This is a genomic window from Ruminococcus sp. RTP21198st1_G1_RTP21198_201120 (assembly GCF_040924265.1).
GTDB classification, from domain to species: Bacteria; Bacillota; Clostridia; order Oscillospirales; family Ruminococcaceae; genus Hominimerdicola; species Hominimerdicola aceti.
In genome coordinates, this window is the sequence record NZ_JBCOMH010000005.1 from 1 (window position 1) to 21075 (window position 21075).

Consider the following 21075-nt stretch of genomic DNA (forward strand, 5'->3'; position numbering starts at 1 on the left):
CGCTGTCTTAAATCAGCTTATCTATTATATCATATTAGCTAAGCTTTGTCAAGACTTTTCTTTGTGAATTCTTTATGAATTCGTTTGAACTCTTTCAAAAAGTGTTCATCGTCATCACCTTATTCACATTCATCGCTCTCGTCAAGCGACTTTTATATTTTATCATCTACAGCGACATTTGTCAATAGCTTTTTCATCGTTTCTCTATTTTATACATTTTCTACCCGATAATTTAGATATTTTTCACTATGTTGTTCATTTTATACTATAATATAAAAGAAAAAGCAGGGCAATGCCCTGCTCTGATGCTCTTAATTATTAGAAGATGTATCAAATCCGCCCCTATTAAAGAACAATTCTCTTATTGCAAGCGCACAACCTGACAGGAATCTGTGCTTGTCCTCAATAATAGAAAGCTCGATCTTGCTTGAAACAAGCGCTCCGCCTATCTCTGTCACAGCGTCCTTTAATTTCTGGAACGCCTTTTCATTCTGGAATTTGAACTGATGAAGCACTATCTTCTGTGGGTTGGTAGAAAAATACAAGTTGTTAAGAAGCACCGCTAACAGCGTAAGCTCACCGTTAAGTATCTCTTTTACAGCCTTGTCGTCTTTCTCGTATTCCATCGTTATCATATCCTGATTGACATTCTCAAAACTTCCCCTTGCCGCCTCATAGAGAAAAGGCGTCTTTTCAGCAGAAAATACTTCCCTAAGCTTTGACATAGTAGCCGATGGAGTGAGTTCACTCTCAACACAGCCCCTTCTTCCGCAAGGACAAGTCCTGTCAGAATAAGGGTTGATTATCATCTTATCCACGAAGTTAGTTCTGTTATCATATGAAACGATCGGATCGTTAAGATTCGTCACAACAAAGTGCATAGTGTTGCCATACTGCAAAAAGGCTATGTTGTGTCTGTTTATATCCTTTGTTTTAAGGAAGTCGATATTTGCCATAGCCGTACCCTTTACAGAGTTGTCAAAAACCAGCGGAAGCTCAGTTTTCTCTCTTATTGCAGCCTTTAGCTTAGCATAATCAGGCTCACCATCTTCAACACTGATACCAAGTCTTGAATACATAGTCGGGAATATACCGAAACCGATACCGAGAATAGAGTTCTTGTCAAGGCAGTTGTCGCCCAGTACCTCGTTTATAGACTTCTCAGTGAAATCAAAAATGGTGCTGTAGTCCGTCTTTTCGTTGATAGCCAGATTTCTCTTATCGAGAACTGCACCTGCCAGAGTTGACAGACCAACGCTTACGATATCCTCCTCTACCGTTACGCCTATAACGAACTTGTAGTGGTGATTTATGTCGATAAGTATCTTTTTTCTGCCTCTCGGAGCTTTTTCTGTAACGTGCTTGTATTCGCCTATTTCCTGTATTATCCCCTGCTCGATCATTTCATTTGTTATGATCGTGACAGCGGCTCTTGTAAGCTCTAAAGTTCCCGCAATGTCGATACGGGAAGTAGGGCCTCTCTGCTTGAGTATCTTGAGGACCTGCATACGGTTGCGCCTCTTGAGATCAAGCTTGCTAATGCCATGCTGTTCCATATAACTATAATTCCCTCCGAATATATTATTACCTGCCCTGTACGTTCAAAGCGTTCCGTGTCCTTTAAATACTGATACGAAACGCCTTTTATGTGCAAGCTTCCGGCGGCAGCCATGCATGAAATAACGCACAACTCCGCCGTTTAATTGTTCTTCTCGGAAATTATAGCAAACATTTTTAAACTCATGATTAACAATTGATTATCATTTAACTGTTTACCGAACATTTACAATTTTTTAAAGAATGTCAGCCTCGTTGATATCGTCCTCTATCTCCTCACCGTTGAGAATAGCCTTGAGAGTTTCCACTTCTTCGTCAGTAAGAGTGATACCCTTGCCCATTCTGCTGTGGTCTGGATTCCATTCTCTCAGGTCATATTTAGGCTCTCTCTCGTTCCAGGAAACCTTGTTAAGCTCCTTTGTCCAGCCCTTGGCGTTTTCAGAAAGTACGCCTATACGCTCTGTGATCTCAAATTTCAATTCTGCCATGATAAAAACCTCCATTGGTGTAATAGGAGCATAGCCCCTTTATCTATAAAACGCAGTATCTCTACCGCTTTTTATATGCCCATTCAATAAGCTTATCCCATATCTGTCTGCGGAATATAAAGCCGCATACAAGTGTCTGCACAGCCGCCGCAAGCACGCCGAACCAAAGTCCTGCCGCCGCACCAAGCAGTATATCAAGTGCCGCAATGCCAATGAAAACATCTGCTGGTCTGCGGTTTTTGATAATAACAGCCACCGCCAGTATCAGAAATGCCACCGCTGCCCATACCATGCCGTGCCTGAAAACTAGACTCAGCGGCATAAGCACCATAAAGATATACATAAGCCTGTTCTTGTTTTTGTATATTGCAAAGACAAAGCCTGCCAGAAGCAAAGCATACACAATAATGCCCCTTGTGAGCAAGTCTATGAGTACAAATACAGCCAAGCCGCCAATAACTGCGCAAAGCTTTGCAGTGCTAAGGCTCACAAAATGTGAAGCTATCCTTGCAGGAAGCACCTTGTAGAATATGCTCTCTACAGCCTTTCGGTTGAGTATAAAGACCGCAAAGAAAAGCAGTGTCACGATAGCATACAAAGGCAGGTGGTGCATAAGGTCAGTTTCAAAAAGACAAATGAACATCATCACAAGGATAACGATGTTGTTCACTATCATCTTTTTCATATCTATCCTGAACGGCACTAGCTTTCTCGAGTCTATGGCTCTTATGATGAACACAGTCATATAAGCTGCCACCGTGGATATAGGCGGACCGTAAAGTCCTATCCTCGGTATGAGTATAACATTCAGCCCCACGTTTATAACGCCTGAAACAAGGCTCGTAAAAAGTGACCTCTTCGTCTGCTTTGAAGCAAGATAAATAGACCCCATAAAAGTGGTGAAGCATGAATAAATGGTCGCATATATGATGATAGGCGAGTATTTTACGCAGTCACGGAAATCTGCGCCTATCCAGAAGTTAGTCACAGGCTGAACGATAAGCAGACAGCCTGCCACAAGAATATACAAAAGGCTCTGATTGAAGTCAAAAACATTCTCATAGAACGAATCTCTGTCATCAGAATCGTCCTCAGTGATAGCCGACATATTCCAAGCCTGACCGAACATAAGATATACCGTTGACACAAGGTTAGGTATCTTGTAAGCCGCCGACAGCACGCCGTTGTAGTCCGAGCCAAGATAGTGGGTAGTCATAAATGAATCCGAGCTGTTTGTTATGAGCCACAAAAGCTGAGCAGGGATAAGAGGCACAGAGTATTGAAGCATTACCTGCAAAAGCTCTCTGTCAATATCCTTGAAGTTTATATATCTCCAAAGCTTTGACTTGAACGTGAGAAATACCACCGATATAAGGTCAGAAAGAATGGTGGCGAGCAAATACTTCTCGATACCCGTGCCGTGACCGAGAAATCCCTCAGGAAGCACCATGTAAAACATTGCCGTCCAAAACAGCGTAAAGAACGTGGTCAGTATGCCGTTAAAAGCAAACAGCTTTACCTGCTCCATTGCACGCACGAAAGTTGAGTAAAGCGACTTCATGCTTGAGGTGAATACATATATATATAGTATCAAGCTGTATCCACCAATATACTTGTCAGCAATTCCCGTCAGCGACACAATAGGCAGCAAAATACCGAACACCGCCAGACCAAAGAAGCATATAAGATTGCCAAGAGTAAAGACCTTTACCTTGTCATAAGCCTTGTCAAGACCAAATCTGATTATAGCCTCCGTGATAGTCATGGTCACAAGAGGTATTATCCAGTTAGCTATCTGAGTGAGAACGTCCGTAACGCCCAGCTCAGCCGTAGTAAGATAGTTGGTGTATATAGGCACAAGCAACAGCACAAGGACTTTTGAGCTGAAAGAGCCTATAGCGAACACCAGCGTATTTGAAAACAGCTTTTTGTAGCTGCTTTGTTTGCCTGTTTCTGCCATTTAAAATTTCCTCATTACATAAAAATATAACACATAGAGATATTATAACACAATGCTTTGATTTTTGCAAATATTTTTATAAAAAGCCGTATTTTTTCACAAACCGCTTGCAATCAGAGCAAGATTATAGTATAATAGACCTAAAGAAAAGGGCTGTAAAAACAGCGTCACAGAATTACAGGAGGAAGATAACATGAGCAAAGCAACAAAAGTATTTCTGATACTTTTCGTATCTGTATTCACAGCAGGAGTAGCTGCAAATATCATCTGTGAGATATTCAAAACAAGACTTCAGAAATATTATTCTGTAGACTAAACACAGCGTTTTTATCCGGACGGCTTCTGCCGTCCTTTTTCTTTACGCAGTTTTTTCACCGCAAGTGAAACTTTTTCAGCATTTTTTTCGACTATTAGGGTGAAAGCTCACAGAGCAAAAAGAAAGGGGGAAAAACCATGGGAACAGAACTAAAAGATACATTCGTGCAGGCTTATAATGATACATACGATTATATAGACCGCTATCTTACCTCAAAGCTTCCCACCAGAGAGCTTATAGAAGACGCACTCCAAAGCGTGTATCTTGATTTTTACCGCTCCCTTATCACCACTGAGGGGAAAATAAAAAACGTCAGGCATTACGTCCTGCGTATAGCCAAGCATTATGTTGCAGACCATTACAGACAACAGCCCAAAGCCACATTCGAGGATATCACCGACCTGAATATCCCCGACGAAAAAGCCCTTGCCGACCTTGAAAGCGCCGACTTTTTCGACTATGAGCAGGTGATGAGCTATCTCAAAAGCTCCGACGATACCACCTACCGCATTTTCGTACTGCATTATCAGTACGGCTATACAATAAAGAAAACCGCATCATGCCTAGGCTTGTCCCAGTCCACCGTAAAATCAAGACTATACCGCACCCTTGACAAGCTGAAAAAAACATACTGTGAAAAGGAGGAACAAAGCAATGAAAATGACAGATATAATGAAAAAGTCCCACAGCGAAAGCAAGTCTGAAAATCTTGACGCTATCCTGCAAAAAATAGACAATAAAGCCTTTATCACCAACTCAGCCGACAGCGCACACACAGAAACAAAACCCCAGCCTATAAAGCTTAGAAGAAAATCCGTCGGCATAGCCGCAGCAGCAGCCTGTGCCGCCGTAGCAGTGGGAGCATTCGCATTCAGCGGACTTTTAAAGCCCGATATCGACGCCACCACCCCTGTCCCATCAACAGCCTCCACCGATACCACAACACAGCCGCCCCAGACCCCACAGCCTATCACAGTGCCGGACGTCACCAACAAGACCTATGCCGAAGCCGAACAGCTTATCGCACAGGCAGGCGGCACGCCCGTAAGACGTGATAGATATAACGATGCTGTCGCCGCCGAAACTGTCATGAATACCGAGCCTGCCGCAGGGGAAGAGATACAAGCAGGGCAAGAAGTCAACCTGTTTGTGAGCAAAGGTCCAGTTCCTGAGCAAAGAACGTATATCCACAATGACAGTTCACAGACCGACTCTGACGAACAGACCGATAAACAGCTCACCGAAGACGAGCTTGGCACATATGAAGCGGCAGATATAGAGATACCGACCTTTACCGAACGCCTCACCGACCTTGAAAACACAGACGATCTTGACATAATACTTTCCGCACTAAATTCAAGAACCTCAGACTTCGGCATAATCTCCGCCGAAAACCATGAAACCTACCTCGACGTAACAGTAAACACCGAAAATGACGTCACCTGCACAAAAGCCTACCTCCAAGCATACGGCGTAAACATAGACCTTGTGGACGTCCACACCGCCTACCCAGAGCCGACAGGCGATCTCCCCGTCAGCGATACGCCTATAACAAATCCGTATAAAGTATCAAATCTTTTGTGCGACCTGGAAGAAATGGGTTACCGCCCAACTTTCACCTCCTGCGGCATTTATGACCAAGGCAACAGATGTGAGGTAACAGTGCTTTACGAACACAACATCAATGAAATGGAAGAACTTCTGCAAAGCTGTAACGTTGATATGTCGATAGTCACAATAACCCTCGGCGGAAAAGCAGAAGTCACCCCCGGCTACAGAAGCCCAAGAGAGATACTCGAAGAAGTAAAAGACGTTTTCCATATAAATGATGTAAGAATAGCCATAACAGGCAAGACCTCGTATGTTGACGCCTATGCCATAGACATCTCCGATACCGAAAAGCTCGCCGATATAGCAGGCTACATCTCCCGTAAATTCACCGACGATATCCTCTATTCCATACCAATATCCCTAAACGGCAGCGATTACTTTTTCGTACATAAATAGCACAAAACCGCTCTGCATTTTTGCAGGGCGGCTTTTTTTCACATACAAAACCTATGGCTTCCAATAACCGTCACCGTAGGCTTAGCGTGCATATAAGCGTTTGAAGTCTTAGCAGGATTGTAGTAGTAAACACAGCCGTTTGTGGGATCCCAGCCGTTCAAAGCGTCACGGGCAGCATTGTAAGCTGAAGCGGCAACAGGCTCGTTGAACTGTCCGTCCACTACCGCCGTAAAAGCGCCGTTTTGGTAAATTACCCCCGAAAGTGTGTCAGGAAAAGACGGGTGCTCGATACGGTTGAGGATCACCGCACCCACAGCCACCTGACCCACATAAGGCTCGCCCCTGGCCTCGGCAGAGATTATTCTCGCCAAAAGATTGATGTTCTGTTCCGTAGCCGACGGCACAGAGCCAATAGATATTCCCAGCGCCCGAAGCGTCTGCGGACCTGCCGTTCCCGTCTGACTTATCCCCTGCTGTTTCTGAAATTTTATCACAGCGGCTTTGGTCTTTTCGCCGTAGTATCCCGTCACAGAGTCGTTGAACAAACCACGTTCTTTAAGGCGTTCCTGAATAGCCCTAACCTCACTGCCGCTAGACCCAAGCTGAGAGAGCGCACTGTCCGAACCGCCCCAAAAGGCATTCACCGCAGCCAGCGAAATTCCCACCGCCAGCACCGTCACCACAGCTTTTTTCGCAAGCAGATTTCTCATTGTTCTCATAAGATCACCTCCTGAAAATCTGCATTTATTTTTTACAGCATTTACAGATTTATTCACGCCATGTCAATATGCACAAATTCAGCAGTACAAATTCATGCAAACAAATGATTTATATTTTAATTTGGCAACATTTCTGCAATTGTTGCATTTTTTATGCAACAAAAAGGGTAATTTTCGTGTATAAGTAGAAAGCGTTTTGATACTTGCGGGCACGTATAAGCCCTGCGACTTAGTGAAACCGAGGTGCGTTTCTGGAACAGGCTGTAGAGAACTTGTGTCAAAGCGTGGATGTGCGTTGTGGATTTTGTGTATACGCAACCAAGGGCATAATACCCAATGTCACACCCCGAACGCAACTTGAAAATTGAATATAAATACAGCTAAAACACGAAACCTATGGCAACAAATCTGTAGGGGCGAACAGCGTTCGCCCGTCGAAGAAACAAGTCCACGATTACAACCATTGTAGGACAGAACAAAAAACTATCCTATCATGCTTGTAGGGGCTTGGCGAAATTTCTGTTCGCAAGCTCACAGAAATGCGACAGCCCGCTCGAAGTGACGAGGTTTGAATTTACCATAAAGTCATGCAGATGTACAAAGACGTGCGAGGGGGTCGGGACGTCGGATTTCTGCAAAGCAGAAATTGCGCCGTCCCCCTACAATTCTGAAATTATAACAAATTCTGAACACGGGTGACAAAAGGTCGCCCCTAAATATATTCGGGATAGTTTATCTTGCCGCAAAATCGCTCCGCTCTTTGCGTATTTACATTGCGCTTAGGGATAGAAAGACGGTGCAGATTTTATACTCCGATATCACTTTCATCTAATATCTGACTTCTATACGCTTTTGATACTACAATCTGCACCTTGTCGGCTTGCGCCGAATGAGGCTCTGCCTCATACTCCGCTAGGGGCTTTGCCCCTAGACCCCACAAGCCCTCTAGCGCCGGGCTTGAGCGTGCGCTTTATCTCTCGCTTCGCTCGGTGCTTTATTTTTACTTTATGCTTGCAATTTTCTTTGGTCTGCTATGCTCATTCCTCATTCCTCACTCCTCACTCCTCATTTCTCATTTCTCATTCCTCCCCTCCTCACTAAAAATCCGCCCCCACATCTTGCAATTTACCTCAAAATGTGCTATCATTATCTCTATAGGGGGTCTTATCCATGAAAAAACTCTTTTCCGTAATTTTTATGAACTTTTTCGGCTTCGACATGATAATTTTCTTGGTTGCAGTCGCAACTGCCCTCGTCTTTTATTTCACTAAAAAATCGGCTGATATTCTCTACAACAAACTTCATCTTAACATCTTCGTTCCCGACTCAGGCGCTTCCCGCCGTCAGGCTGACAGCGATATTTCGGACATTCGTGAAACAGATATCGTTTCTATGCGTAACCGCACAGGAAGCCTTTATTCTCTGTTCGTAAATCTCACAGGGATTTTCCCTCTCTTGGGTATCCTCGGCACTGTTATCTCCCTCCTCGGTATGGTGGGCGATATGACAAACGTTCAGGATAATTTCTATGGCGCTTTGACCTCCACTTTTTGGGGACTTGTTTTTGCTATAATCTTCAAATTTCTTGACGGCATAATCTCTGCAAAAATAGAGGATAACGAGAAAAATGTTCAGCTCTATCTTGAAAGAAATAACGCTGAACATTCCCAAAGCGGTGAGCAGCCATGAATGGTTTCAGGAAAAATAAGGGCATAGTCCTTGAGCTGACTTCCCTTCTTGACGTTATCATGATAATGCTTTTCTGGGTCATGACCGATGTTTCCGCATCTGCCGACAGTCAGAAAGAGGACGCAAAAGCTCAGGTGCAGGCTGTCACTCAACAGCTTGAGGAGCAGAAGCAAAAGTCCGCTGACGAGTTAGAAAATCTCCGTAAGAATATGCAAAAGCAGATAGATGAAGCCTATAAAAAGGCTGAGAACATTAACAGCAATGCCGCAAAAAATCAGCAGGCGCTTGACGGCTACACTCAGGGTATGCTTATCTCACTTGATATGCGAAATGAAAACGGCACTGATAAGCTGTATATTTCCCGAAATGATGAGGATATTATGACCGTGACCCCTGATGAAGATATCTCAGGCAGGCTCATATCTCTTTTTGAAGGACTCGGTGCGGCAGACGGTGAAGTAATGCTTGCGGCAGTGGTCTATGACGGTGACGCTGTGCTTTATCGTAACATGAGAATAGTTGAAAACGCTGTGCAGGCTGTGTCAGACAAATACGAAAATGTTTACTTTACATACATAAACACTTCAAAATAGAAAGGACAATAAAAATGAGTATTCAGAACGATGTTGAAAAGCTCTACCGCAGTGACCTTGAAAAACAAAGACAAAAGCAGAAAAAGAAAAAGAAGAAAAAGCTTCTTGGTATCATGCTGATCGTCATTATCATTGCGGCGCTTATTCTTATAATGCAGTATCTTGGACTTGGACTAGGCGGTGGAAAAGGCGAAGGCTCAGGGGACGGCAAGGACGTAAGTGCTTCCTCCAATGAATCTTCCGTTACTACCACAACAACAGCAGTGCCAAAGGAATTTTATGACATCAAGGTTTCAGGAAGCACTTATATAATTGATGAGCGTGTGGTAGATCTTAAAAGTCTTGTTTCCACAGTGAAGCTTATGAGCGACAATGTTATCGTAAGGATAACAGACGACAACGCAACAAAGAACGCTATGGATGACTTGAAAAAGGCTCTTACTGACGACGGCAGAGAGTTCACAGAAACAGTTCTTGACAATTCAGCTTTGGATAACAGCGTGGCTAATGACGTCACATCAGAAACCGTAAGATAAAATCGTAGGGGCGAACAGCGTTCGCCCGTTGTTCAGTGCGTTTAACAAAACAGACGGACAGGGTTCGCCTGTTTTCTCAATAGACAGATAATATAATAAAAATGGGGACGGTCAAGCCGTCCTCTTTTCAGAAACAGAGGTAATATCATGCTTGGACTTACTTTAGAGGGCGGAGCCAGCAGAACGGTCTATTCCTGCGGAATAATGGACGCTCTGCTGGAGGATAAAATAATAGCCGATTATGTTATAGGCGTTTCGGCAGGAGCAGCTTTCGGCGTTTCTTACTGCTCAGGGCAGATAGGAAGAAATCTCCGCCTTGCAACTGAGTTTATGGGAACAAAGAAATACATGGGTGCAAGACATCTTATTGACCCGAAAAACCGATGCTACTATAACCTTGATTATGCCTACAATGTTGTGCCTAATGTTGAGCTTCCCTTTGATTATGAAGCCTACAGAAACTTCAAGGGCAGATTTTGTGCAGTTGTTACAAACGTAAAAAACGGCAAGGCTGAGTACATGGACGTGCCAAAAGATGACACCCACTGGAATTTGCTTAGAGCCACCTGTGCACTTCCTCTGCTTTTCCCTGAGATAGAGATAAACGGAGAAAAATATATGGACGGCGGTATATCAGATTCAATACCATATTTGCAGGCAATAAAAGCAGGCTGTGACAAAAATATCGTTGTGCTGACACGACCAAAGGGCTATGTTAAGACCCAGGAGCCTGCCACAAAGCTTGCCATAAAATATTATCACAAGCACCCTGAGTTTGCCGAAGCCATTGCCACAAGAGCCGAGAGATACAACAAATGTATCGCAGAGCTTATGGAGCTTAAAGCGGAGGGAAAAGTCTTTGTTTTCACACCAAAGACCACTTTCGGTGTGGGAAGAACAGAGGGCGACCCTGTAAAGCTGAGAAGGCTCTACGATTACGGCTACAACCACGCAAAATGGGCAATGGACGATCTGAAAAAATATCTTTGCAAGTAGGAATGAGGTAATAAAATGTCATACAAGCTGCCGCTTTTTGCTGCCGCCGCATTTCTGGGCGGTTATATGCTTATTTCAAACAGACAGCTAAGGGTGAACAAATACGAACTGAAGGTATCAAAGCTCCCTAAGAATTTTGTTGGTAAAAAGATACTTCTTCTTGCAGATCTTCACAAGAAGCGTTACGGGGACAATTTCAACAATCTGGTAAATTCCTGTATTGCCGCCGAGCCTGACTTTATTTTCTTTGCAGGTGATCTTTACAGCCGTGACGAAACGGACATGATACCGAAGCTTGCCCTTATGAAAAGGCTAAAACATATTGCACCGACCTATTATATTTTCGGTAACCATGAAACTGACAACATGGACAATGCCGAAGCCCTTGCTTTGAAACTCACCGAATGTGGAGTACACATTCTGAGAAACAACATGGAGCAGATAAAAATAGGCGAGGATCACATCAATATATACGGCACTCAGCTTCCCCAAAGATTTTACCGCAACGAAGATTTTTCACATCACGACCTGCCGCAGATTACAAAGGACGAGCTTACAAAGCTTTTAGGCGAGCCTGACAGAAGCGAGTGTAACTTTTTGCTTTCGCACACACCGCTGGCTTTCCGTGCTTATGCGGACTGGGGAGCAGATGTGACGTTTTCGGGTCACTGTCATGGGGGAGTTATAAGATTGCCTTTTATTGGCGGAATACTTTCTCCCGAACGGAAATTCTTTCCACGATACACAAAGGGGATTTACGAGCTTGACACTGAACAGGGATCGGCAAAGCTTGTTGTTACGGCAGGACTTGGTAAATTCAGGCTGAATAATCCCTCGGAAATAATGATTTGCACACTTGAAAGGCAGGAATAAATATGTATCAGAAACAATTTGCAGAATATTTTGACAAGCACATGGACGAGATACTTCGTGACCTAGACGAGATAATCTCTATCGAGAGCGTTGGTGACATAAACGCCCCTGTTAAGCCATTTGGCGAGGGTTCTCGCAAGGCTCTTGACTGGGGAAAGGCTTATCTTGAAAAGCTCGGCATGACAACAAAGGACTTTGACGGCTATGCTGTTCACGGTGATTTTTACCAAAATGGGGAATGTAAGCTTGCTGTGCTTTCACATCTTGACACTGTTCCCACAGGCGAGGGCTGGAGCTATCCGCCTTTCAAGCTGACTAAAGCTGACGGAAAGCTTTTCGGCAGAGGAACAATTGACGACAAAGGTCCGAGCGTTGCGGTGCTGTGGGCTGTAAAGGCTATCAAAGAGCTTAATATTCCTATAAAAAAGAACTTCCGTGTTATTTTCGGTGGCAATGAAGAGGGCGGCTGTGAGGACATGGAATATTATGAAAGCAAACAGCCTTTCCCTGAAATGGTGTTCACCCCCGACGGCTCTTTTCCTGTACTCAACTGCGAAAAGGGCATGGTGCATCTTACATTCTCTGCTGAATTTTCAGACGATAAGATAGCTGAGATAAAGGGTGGAAGCGTTATAAATGCTATCCCGGACAAGTGCATTGTGAAGTTTGCCGACGACAGTGAGAAGGTCATCAGAGGAAAATCCTCACACGGGTCAAGACCTGAAAACGGCGACAATGCGGTAACAAAATTTGTGGCAGAATACAAAAATGAAAATGCTCTCCTTGGTGGGTTGGCTGAGCTTTTCCCACACGGAGAATGCAACGGAAAGTCCTGCGGACTTGGTTTTTCAGACAATGTATCAGGCGAGATGACCTGTGCGCTGACTATCCTTAAAACTGAGGGTGGCAGACTTCATGGCGGTATCGACATACGCTTCCCTATTGACAAGACGCTTGCTGAGATAAGCGGTATCATAACTTCGGCACTTGAAAGCAAGGGCTTCAAGGTGGACGAGCTTGACGGCATGGAGCCACATTATGTGGACGAAAACAGTGAGTTCGTTCAGACCTTGTTAAGGGTATACGAAAAGATCAAGGGCGAAAAGGGAAAATGTATCGCTGAGGGCGGAATAACCTACGTTCACAACACAAAGGGCGGTGTTGCGTTCGGTGCGGAATTCCCTGAGGAAAACAACAATATGCACGGAGCTGACGAGCATATTTCCATGGAAACTTTCAAAATAAATCTGAATATGTACGCTAATGCTATTGCAGAGCTTTGCGGTGAATAATTGGGTGTGCATGGCTCTTGACAAAGTGTAATTTTAGTGATATACTTTATTACATAAAAGCTTAAAAGCGTAAAAGCAAAAGGAGCATGACGGACAATGAAGATTTGTATAGTTGGACTTGGACTTATAGGCGGTTCGCTTGCCAAGGCAATAAAGAAGAACACTCATGAGAGCTGTTTCGGTATAGATATTGACAGGGGAACGATAGCAGGGGCGCTGGCTCAGGAGGCTATCGACGGTGAAATGGCCATTGACGACCTTGCAGGCTGTGACGTTGTTATCGTGGGACTTCACCCTGAGGCTACCATAAAATTTATCACGGAGAATGCAGGCAAGTTCAAAAAGGGCGGTATCGTTCTTGACACTTGTGGAGTAAAGGGCGAGATAGTCAGAGCGGTAGAGGGCGTTTGCATTGAAAACGGCGTAAACTTTCTCGGCTGTCACCCTATGGCAGGACGTGAATTTTCGGGTTTTGCATACTCGGTGGACAATCTTTTTGAGAAAGCAAGCTTTATAATGACACCTACTGACAGAACGCCTATGAGGGTGGTGCAGGAGATATCAAGGCTTGCATACAACATAGGTTTTGCAAAGGTCGTTGTATCAAACGTTGAGGAGCATGACAGCGTTATTGCGTTCACTTCTCAGCTTGCTCACGTTGTTTCAAGTTCATATGTAAAAAGCCCTAGTCTTTTAAAGCAGGCAGGTTTTTCAGCAGGATCATTCAAAGACCTTACGAGAGTGGCTAAACTCAACGAAGATATGTGGACGGAGCTTTTCCTTATGAACCGTGGTCCACTGGTGGACGAGATAGAGCATATAATCGCAAGATTAACGGAGTATCGTGATGCTATTGCAAATAATGACGCTCAAAGGTTGCATGACCTGCTTAAAGAGGGTCGAGAGCTTAAGGAATTGTCTAATAATAGCTGAATAAGAAAATAAAGCGGTGTCAGAGTTCACAATTTTCTGCACCGCTTTTTGTTTATTCTTCTGTTTCTTTATCTGTGTCTGTATCGTCGTCTGTATTATCAGTTTCTTCCTGCTCTTCATTTTCGTCAGGTTCGTCAGGCTCGGACAAATTGGTATCGTCGCTTTCGTCTGTATCGTGGATATCTTTATCATTATCCTTGTTGGCTGACTTATTGTCGCCCACTGTTTTGTTTTTCACTATCATAAGATACTCAGCGGCAATAAGAGCTACGCACAAAACGCAGACCACGCCAATAATAACGCCCATTGATGAACCGCTCTTTTCTTCCGATACCGGACTTGCGGCTTTTGAGGTCGCTTCTGCCTCTGAGCTTTCAAGCTTCACGGCTTCAGGTTCTTTTATCACTATTTTAAAATGCCCTACTGAGCCGTCCTTATAAACAATATCTATCTTTGTTTCGCCTGTGCTGAGGGTCTGGAACTTGCCGTCCTCGAATATAAGCACCTCGCCGTTGGCTACTGTTACGCTGTCAACATCTGTAAGTCCTATATCCTCGGGAGCGATAGGATACTTGGAATAGTCAACGTCTATTTCGATATAATCGCTGTCGTCCTGCTGAACATCTGCAGCGTCCTGATACTTGACGATACCGTTCTCTACCTGATTTGATATGGCATTGAGGTTTTCGTCATCAAGGGAATTTACTGTTAGATAAAGCACTGTTGAGGTGAGCTTTTCGTCTGCGACTTTGAAATGGAGGGTCGCATAATCACCGTCAAAGTCTGTGCCGTCTGCGTTCACATAGTTATATACAAACTTACCTGCAAAGGCATTGTCAACTGCCATGCCCCCTGCTTTATCATTGGTTTCACACTTTTCAAACTCTACAAGGCTATCGTCATAGCCCACGGAGATAGAGGCATTTGAGATAAGGTGGTCGCTCTGGATATTTATTTTCGCTGTAAACTTTTTATCCTTTACCTCGCTGACCACAAGCTTTACAACTGTCGGCGTAGAAGTCGGAGTGTCCTGAACATAGGAATAAGATGTGGTAGTTCCCCATGTGGTGGTTTCCCATGTCTGAGCTGTGGTAGTTGTAGTCGTTTCAGTGTCCTCCCGCTGAGGCTGAGCGGTAGTGGTCGTTTCCGGTACAGGATCTGTGGCTGGCACATCGGTTGTCACAGGCGTTTCGGGATCAGCGAAACACACTGAGGTCATTGCCATGACCGCTGCAAAAAATCCCACTGTTACTTTTTTGAAATCCATTATTTACTCTCCTGATATTGTTTTTGACGTAAACAAGGGCTGCCGCCATAAAGACCGCAGCCCATGATTTTCCTTTTTATTAGTCCTCAATAATAGTTACTTTCTTCATGACCTGATCTACAAGCGGCTTATCGTTGAAATTTACGTCAACTGCTGCGATCTCGTCAACAACGTCCATGCCCTCGACTACCTTGCCGAATGCTGCATACTGACCGTTAAGATGAGGAGCGTCCTGGTGCATGATAAAGAACTGTGAGCTTGCTGAATTTGGCATTGCTGAACGTGCCATTGAGATAACGCCTCTTGTATGCTTGAGGTCGTTACGAACACCATTAGCAAGGAACTCGCCCTTTATCTTCTCTTTTGCACCGCCCATGCCTGTTCCCGTCGGGTCGCCGCCCTGTATCATAAAGCCTGAGATAACTCTATGAAAAATAAGTCCGTCATAAAAGCCCTCTTTAACAAGCTTCTCAAAATTTGCAACTGTGATAGGCGCAACGTCAGGATAAAGCTCGATCTTGATATTCTTTCCGTTTGCCATTTCTATATTTACCATGTTAATACTCTCCTTATTATCTGTTAATACAAAATTTACTTGGATTTTGGCAGCTCGCCACGTTTATTTTTCTCCATAAGATCATTGAAATACAATGTGACAGGAGTTGGAACTTTCTTGAAAAGTCCCTTTTTCTCAACCTCGTCACAAACGATATAATCTCTTTCACCGTCATTATTTACGCAATAGAGCCTGTCTGTTTTATAGAAGCCGCCGTTGCCGTCATCTCTGTTCTTATCAAAACAGCCGAAGATATCCTTTGCCATAAGCTCGCAAAGCCTGAGTATCTTCTCATAGTTGGTATGCTCGCTCCACTTTTCAAGCTCTTCATGGAAAAACTGCTGGACAGGAACGTCATTGACTTCCATTTTTCTTATTATTCTCGCAAGGCATATAGAAGCGTCCTGATCGGTAAGCTTATCAAGTCTTGCATTCTTATAATCAAGTATATACTCATTTAATGTAGCATAAAGCAACTTATCATACTGAAACGGCTTGCCTTTGCCTGAAAACTTTATGATAGGGTTATCGGTATTGATCTTCAATTTTATCTCTCCAATTCAATTTATTCTGGCAATACCCCTAATGACTGCCTTTACCCCGATCATCTGCCATATTTTTCGTTAAATTCTTTCACCTTCTGCGCCAAAAACTCTTCCGATACTGAACCGATAGCATCGTCGTCCTCGCTGTGGTCAACAGAGCCAAGACCCTCCACAAGAGCCTCATCGACGGATATTCCCTTTATATCCTTATACTCTGCATAGTCCTCAGGCTTTTTTGCATAAGGAAGCTCAGCCACCTTTGCGGCTGTGGTTTCTGCACTTATAGCTTCGATATTGCCTGTATCACGCTTCTCCTGAGCCACTTTCTCGTCATGTATCCTATATATCTCCTCAAGCTTTGAGTCGATACCTTCAACGGACGCCACGCTTATATCCTCCTTATGAGAAGCTACAAATCTTGCGTGTTCCTCCTCATAAAGCTTTTCATACTCGCTCTGGGCATCGGTTATCTCAGCCTGTCCTACCGGGTTCACGTCGTAGTCGGCATAGGTCTTTACGGGATCGTTTTTCTTTTCAGCCAGCTCTTTTTCAAGCTGCTCCATCTTGCTGCGGATAGTTTCCGGCTCTATGGTATCGGTTATCTTCTCGGCGTGTACCTTATCGCTGCTGGACTCCTTCACAAAAGCCGTATCTCCGCCTGCTCTCTTCACAGGCGTGTTCCATATATCATCAGCATTTATCTGCTGCTTTTTAGGCTGTGTCGATGTTTTGGGCTCGGAGCTTTTTCTGCTGAACAGACCCATAAGATCTCCCCCTTTTTATTGGCATGATGATCTGATATCGGCTTTTTATGCCTGACATCTTATACTTATTTATTATACAATATTTTCACCAAAATTGCAAACCTTTTGGCAGTTACTTTTTGTACGATTTTTTAAACTCTTTTTGTGCATTTTGTTTCGTATTAATATAATATAAATATAAAATTCACGCTTAGTTAATGTAATCTATACTAATATTTGCTATACTATATTTGTTAAGTTATTTATTTTGTTAATTAAAAACAAAAAACAAATTAGTTTGAGAAAACTATTTTTGGCATAAAGATACACAAAAATACCCGATCGTGAAGAAGATAACACGAATAAGAAGGGTAAAAGCTTAAGTATATATGAAGTAAATTCATGGAGGAGGATCTATTTATGACAAGACCGTCACTTGGGATAACGGCAATGGAACTTTTCGCCTGCAATCCTTTCAGGGTGCTCGGCATAGCCGTTGACACTCCTACTGCTGATGTCACGCTCACATACAAAAAGTTGCTTGATATGGCGGCTAAAGGTGACACGGCTGATTATGAAACGCCTTATGATTTTGATTTTCTGCCGCCTTTCTCCCGTTCTGAAAAGGATCTGAAAACGGCTTATGCAAAGATCGCCAGCAACGGATACAGATGCTTCGCATTCTCTGATCCTATATTTTCGGCTTCCCTGAACATTGATGACGTTATGCTCAACCTCAGAGATATCTCATGCTATGACTGTTTCCTCAGATGTTATATGTGGCTCATCACCAATGACAGAGATTTTGAAGAGCCTGAACTTTGGATACCACTTTGTCAGTACATAGACAAGATGATCATGTCAAGCCCTGAGCAATGGGATAAGTATTTTGACCATCGTTTTCCGCAGGATATGCTTGACAGCTCAATGTCTGCGCTGAGGTCTTTCTATGCCACATTCTGTGATATAATTCTGCTTCCTATCAAGGAAATGGTAAGAGGCTCAATGAAGTGCAGATCCGCAATGGAGATACTTAAGATTGCAAAGGTGGACGTTGACGAAGTATTCCCTGACATTGACATTCCACAGGCTAACCTGCCTAAGAGGGGCGAGCCTGCGCCAAAGCTCAAGATCGCTGTCAAGGACGGCGAGGAATACTATGATGTTACAACAGGCAAAATGGTAAGCTTTGAGGGCGACGAGGACTCTGCTATCGAAAGCAACGATTTCTCTGCGGCTGCAAGCTCCATTTCTGCTGACGCTATCGTTGGCGAGGACGGTCCTGACAGCGAGCCTATACCTGACGAGCCTGAGGAAAATCCTGAGCTTAAGGTAGTTCCGCCTCCAGCTCCCGTTCAGCCTGAACCTGTAGCAGTACAGCCTGCACCAGAGCCACAGCCTATACCAGAGCCACAGCCTGTTCCTGCACCGACGCCTGCAGAGGACATCCAGTCTGCTCCTGTATTCAACACAAAGCCGATGGCTCAGAGCGGTATTCCCGGCGAGATAAACGCACCTATAAGAAAGAGAAAGATCTTTATTCCGGGACACGAGGGCATTTCAGGCTCTGCACCTGCAAGCCAGCCTGTTACTGCTCCTGTTCCGCCAGTTTCACAGCCTGCACCTGCTCCAACGCCTGTTCAGACAGCACAGCCTGCACAACAGACAGTTTCAGCACCTGTGTACAGCCAGCCTGCTCCACAGCCTGCGGCGGAAGCTCCGAAGCCTGCAGCTAAAAAGCCATACAAGAAGGCGAACAAGGGACTTACTTCCCTTATTGATACAGTTGACGAGGCGATAAACGACACCTCGGACATAATCCTTACTGACGAGGCTGAGGAAGAGGAAAACCTCTACACTGACACTCTTATCAAGATGCTGAGGGCGAACCGCTCAAACAATCAGCTTATGAAGAGCGTTGACACAAAGCATATTTACGACAATGGTGACAGCCTTGGCAGACCTGAGGAAGCAGAGCTTTCTATGGACGCTATCAACATGAAGAAAATGGACAAGAGCCTGCTCAATTCTTCATATGATAACATCAGCACCAAGGAGACCGACCCTAAGAAGCTTCGTGAGGAAAAATACCGCAACATCAACATCAATGATATGCTCAATCCAACAGTAGGAAGCCAGATGCACAAAGAATACACCCCGGACGCTATCGAGGAATTTGTTAAAGCTAAAAAGCAGGAAAAGTCCGCCATAAAGGGTATTTGGAAGCTTCTTGGCGTTCTGTCGCTTTTGTTGATCATTTATCTTATACTGCTTTACACGGGGCTTATTTGATGACGATATAAAGTGTGGGAGAATATCCGCAACGTGGTGTAACGAAAAAGAATAAGTAAACAAAACGTCGGGCAAGCGGGACGTCGCATTTCTGTGAAGCAGAAATTGAGCCGCTCCCCTACAAATGACGTATATACGTTACTTTTACAGAATAATGAGGGGTGGGATTTCCGCCCCTTTTTTGCAATAAGGAGAAATTTTATGAAAGAATACATACTCTCTTTAGATCAGGGAACGACTTCCTCCAGAGCGGTGCTTTTTAACGCAAAGGGTGAAAAGATTGCGAGCGTACAGAAAGAATATCCGCAGATATTCCCCGGCAACGGCTGGGTGGAGCATGACCCTATGGACATACTGGAAAGTCAGCTCAGTTCTGCTCGTGAGGTCATTGCAAAGGCTGGGATAACAGCGGAGGACGTGGCGGCTATCGGCATCGCTAACCAGCGAGAAACGACGATACTTTGGGACAAGAACACCGGCAAGCCTGTTTATAACGCTATCGTTTGGCAATGCAGAAGGACTTCTGAGGACTGCGCACGAATGGAAAGTCAGGGCTTGCAAAAGTTTTTCAAGGACAAGACGGGACTTCTTATCGACCCTTATTTCTCTGCCACAAAGATAAAGTGGATACTTGAAAATGTTGAGGGCGTAAGGGAGCGTGCGGAAAAGGGGGAGATACTTTTCGGCACTGTGGATTGCTGGCTCATATGGAATCTGACAGGGGGAAGGGTACACGTTACGGACTACTCCAATGCTTCCAGGACTATGCTTTTCAACATTCACACCCTTGAATGGGACAGAGAGATACTGGGACTTTTGGGCATACCCAGCTGTATGCTCCCTGAGGTCAAAGAATGTTCGGGTGACTTGGGCGAAACTGAGGAGAACATTTTCGGAAGCAGGATAAAGATCGCAGGCTGTGCAGGAGATCAGCAGGCGGCACTTTTTGGGCAATGCTGTTTCCGTGAGGGCGATGTGAAAAACACCTATGGCACGGGCGGTTTTCTGCTTATGAACACAGGTGAAAAGCCTGTGGAAAGCCGTCATGGATTGCTCACGACTATTGCCTGGGGCATAGGAGGAAAGGTGAATTATGCTCTGGAGGGGTCGGTATTCGTATCGGGTGCGGCGGTAAAATGGCTTCGTGACGAGCTTTGCATAATACGCACAGCGTCAGAAACTGAGGAGCTTGCAAGAAGCGTTGAGGACACGGGCGGTGTATACTTTGTGCCTGCATTCGTGGGACTTGGCGCACCATACTGGAAGCCTGAGGCAAGGGGCATGATAACAGGGCTTACAAGAGGAACAAACAGATGCCACATAGTCAGGGCAACATTGGAAGCTATGTGCTATCAGACCTATGACGTTCTCAGGGCGATGGAGGAGGACGCTGGGGCTATCGGAAGCATAAAGGCTGACGGTGGTGCGGCAAGCAACGATTTTCTTATGGAATTTCAGGCTGATATATTGGGTCATTCGGTCATAAGGCCTTATAACGTGGAATCCACCGCAACAGGTGCGGCATATCTTGCAGGGCTTGGCTGTGGGCTTTGGGGCAGTATGGAAGAGCTTGTTGGCGTTTCGGATAAGTTCAGGGAGTTTATTCCGTCTATGAGCGAGAGTAAACGCAGTGATCTGATAAGTGGTTGGAAGAAAGCGGTCGGGGCGGCTATTAGGGAATAAAGGTAAAAAAATCGGGCGACCTTGGGTGGG

The 21075-nt window shown here is 44.6% G+C and carries 20 protein-coding genes; 12 read left to right on the forward strand and 8 right to left on the reverse strand.

Annotated elements, in window-relative coordinates; translation table 11 throughout:
• Positions 1–311 precede the first annotated feature (311 nt).
• The 3 genes from AB5627_RS04205 to AB5627_RS04215 form a co-directional block, all read right to left on the reverse strand.
• On the reverse strand, positions 312–1556 hold the full coding sequence (locus AB5627_RS04205) for an ROK family protein (RefSeq protein WP_368369684.1): 1245 nt from the start codon (positions 1554–1556) through the stop codon (positions 312–314).
• Between the two features lie 237 nt (positions 1557–1793).
• Complete coding sequence (locus tag AB5627_RS04210) at positions 1794–2045, reverse strand: YdbC family protein (RefSeq protein WP_022287989.1); 252 nt, start codon at positions 2043–2045, stop codon at positions 1794–1796.
• Between the two features lie 61 nt (positions 2046–2106).
• The gene (locus tag AB5627_RS04215) at positions 2107–4005 is read right to left on the reverse strand and encodes a lipopolysaccharide biosynthesis protein (protein WP_265291100.1); all 1899 of its coding nucleotides are present in this window, start codon (positions 4003–4005) and stop codon (positions 2107–2109) included.
• Positions 4006–4198: 193 nt separating this feature from the next.
• On the opposite strand from AB5627_RS04215, the gene AB5627_RS04220 reads away from it, so the two are divergent.
• From AB5627_RS04220 to AB5627_RS04230, 3 genes are all read left to right on the forward strand, one after another.
• On the forward strand, positions 4199–4321 hold the full coding sequence (locus AB5627_RS04220) for a hypothetical protein (protein WP_022287987.1): 123 nt from the start codon (positions 4199–4201) through the stop codon (positions 4319–4321).
• 137 nt (positions 4322–4458) lie between these two features.
• The gene (locus tag AB5627_RS04225) at positions 4459–5025 is read left to right on the forward strand and encodes an RNA polymerase sigma factor (RefSeq protein WP_022287986.1); all 567 of its coding nucleotides are present in this window, start codon (positions 4459–4461) and stop codon (positions 5023–5025) included.
• Positions 4976–6328 carry a PASTA domain-containing protein gene (locus AB5627_RS04230; protein WP_022287985.1) on the forward strand — a complete coding sequence of 451 codons (1353 nt, stop codon included), beginning with the start codon at positions 4976–4978 and terminating at the stop codon, positions 6326–6328. The genes AB5627_RS04225 and AB5627_RS04230 overlap by 50 nt, the downstream gene beginning before the upstream one ends.
• Before the next feature lie 38 nt (positions 6329–6366).
• Here AB5627_RS04230 and sleB read toward each other — a convergent pair whose 3' ends face one another.
• Entirely contained in the window at positions 6367–7038 is a 672-nt protein-coding gene (gene sleB / locus AB5627_RS04235) for a spore cortex-lytic enzyme (RefSeq protein ID WP_117957247.1), read from the reverse strand.
• 1179 nt (positions 7039–8217) lie between these two features.
• Between sleB and AB5627_RS04240 the strand changes: the two genes are divergently transcribed.
• The 7 genes from AB5627_RS04240 to AB5627_RS04270 all read left to right on the forward strand — a co-directional run bounded on the left by AB5627_RS04240 (position 8218) and on the right by AB5627_RS04270 (position 13959).
• Positions 8218–8736: a MotA/TolQ/ExbB proton channel family protein gene (locus AB5627_RS04240; RefSeq protein ID WP_265290956.1), complete on the forward strand. Its 519-nt coding sequence runs from the start codon at positions 8218–8220 to the stop codon at positions 8734–8736.
• Entirely contained in the window at positions 8733–9329 is a 597-nt protein-coding gene (locus AB5627_RS04245) for a cache domain-containing protein (protein ID WP_195552131.1), read from the forward strand. The genes AB5627_RS04240 and AB5627_RS04245 overlap by 4 nt, the downstream gene beginning before the upstream one ends.
• 14 nt (positions 9330–9343) lie before the next feature.
• Positions 9344–9865: a hypothetical protein gene (locus AB5627_RS04250; RefSeq protein ID WP_368369685.1), complete on the forward strand. Its 522-nt coding sequence runs from the start codon at positions 9344–9346 to the stop codon at positions 9863–9865.
• 147 nt (positions 9866–10012) lie between these two features.
• Positions 10013–10861, forward strand: a complete 849-nt coding sequence (locus AB5627_RS04255) for a patatin family protein (RefSeq protein WP_022287928.1) — start codon at positions 10013–10015, stop codon at positions 10859–10861.
• Positions 10862–10876: 15 nt separating this feature from the next.
• Positions 10877–11734, forward strand: coding sequence for a metallophosphoesterase (locus tag AB5627_RS04260; protein ID WP_022287927.1), 858 nt, complete (start codon positions 10877–10879; stop codon positions 11732–11734).
• 2 nt (positions 11735–11736) lie between these two features.
• A complete protein-coding gene (locus AB5627_RS04265) occupies positions 11737–13026 on the forward strand; it encodes a Sapep family Mn(2+)-dependent dipeptidase (protein WP_022287926.1) in 1290 nt (429 codons plus the stop codon).
• 96 nt (positions 13027–13122) lie between these two features.
• Positions 13123–13959 (forward strand): prephenate dehydrogenase, encoded by an 837-nt coding sequence (locus tag AB5627_RS04270; RefSeq protein ID WP_117928310.1) that lies wholly within the window; start codon positions 13123–13125, stop codon positions 13957–13959.
• Between the two features lie 52 nt (positions 13960–14011).
• Here AB5627_RS04270 and AB5627_RS04275 read toward each other — a convergent pair whose 3' ends face one another.
• The 4 genes from AB5627_RS04275 to AB5627_RS04290 all read right to left on the reverse strand — a co-directional run bounded on the left by AB5627_RS04275 (position 14012) and on the right by AB5627_RS04290 (position 17091).
• Positions 14012–15226 carry a hypothetical protein gene (locus AB5627_RS04275; RefSeq protein WP_368369686.1) on the reverse strand — a complete coding sequence of 405 codons (1215 nt, stop codon included), beginning with the start codon at positions 15224–15226 and terminating at the stop codon, positions 14012–14014.
• A 79-nt stretch (positions 15227–15305) separates the two neighbouring features.
• Entirely contained in the window at positions 15306–15782 is a 477-nt protein-coding gene (locus tag AB5627_RS04280; RefSeq protein WP_270764443.1) for a peptidylprolyl isomerase, read from the reverse strand.
• 35 nt (positions 15783–15817) lie between these two features.
• Entirely contained in the window at positions 15818–16327 is a 510-nt protein-coding gene (locus AB5627_RS04285) for a hypothetical protein (RefSeq protein ID WP_022287922.1), read from the reverse strand.
• Positions 16328–16386: 59 nt separating this feature from the next.
• The gene (locus AB5627_RS04290) at positions 16387–17091 is read right to left on the reverse strand and encodes a hypothetical protein (RefSeq protein ID WP_022287921.1); all 705 of its coding nucleotides are present in this window, start codon (positions 17089–17091) and stop codon (positions 16387–16389) included.
• A gap of 399 nt (positions 17092–17490) precedes the next feature.
• On the opposite strand from AB5627_RS04290, the gene AB5627_RS04295 reads away from it, so the two are divergent.
• Both AB5627_RS04295 and glpK read left to right on the forward strand, forming a co-directional pair.
• Positions 17491–19362 carry a hypothetical protein gene (locus AB5627_RS04295; protein ID WP_368369687.1) on the forward strand — a complete coding sequence of 624 codons (1872 nt, stop codon included), beginning with the start codon at positions 17491–17493 and terminating at the stop codon, positions 19360–19362.
• Positions 19363–19563: 201 nt separating this feature from the next.
• Positions 19564–21045: a glycerol kinase GlpK gene (gene glpK / locus AB5627_RS04300; RefSeq protein WP_368369688.1), complete on the forward strand. Its 1482-nt coding sequence runs from the start codon at positions 19564–19566 to the stop codon at positions 21043–21045.
• Positions 21046–21075: the final 30 nt, after the last annotated feature.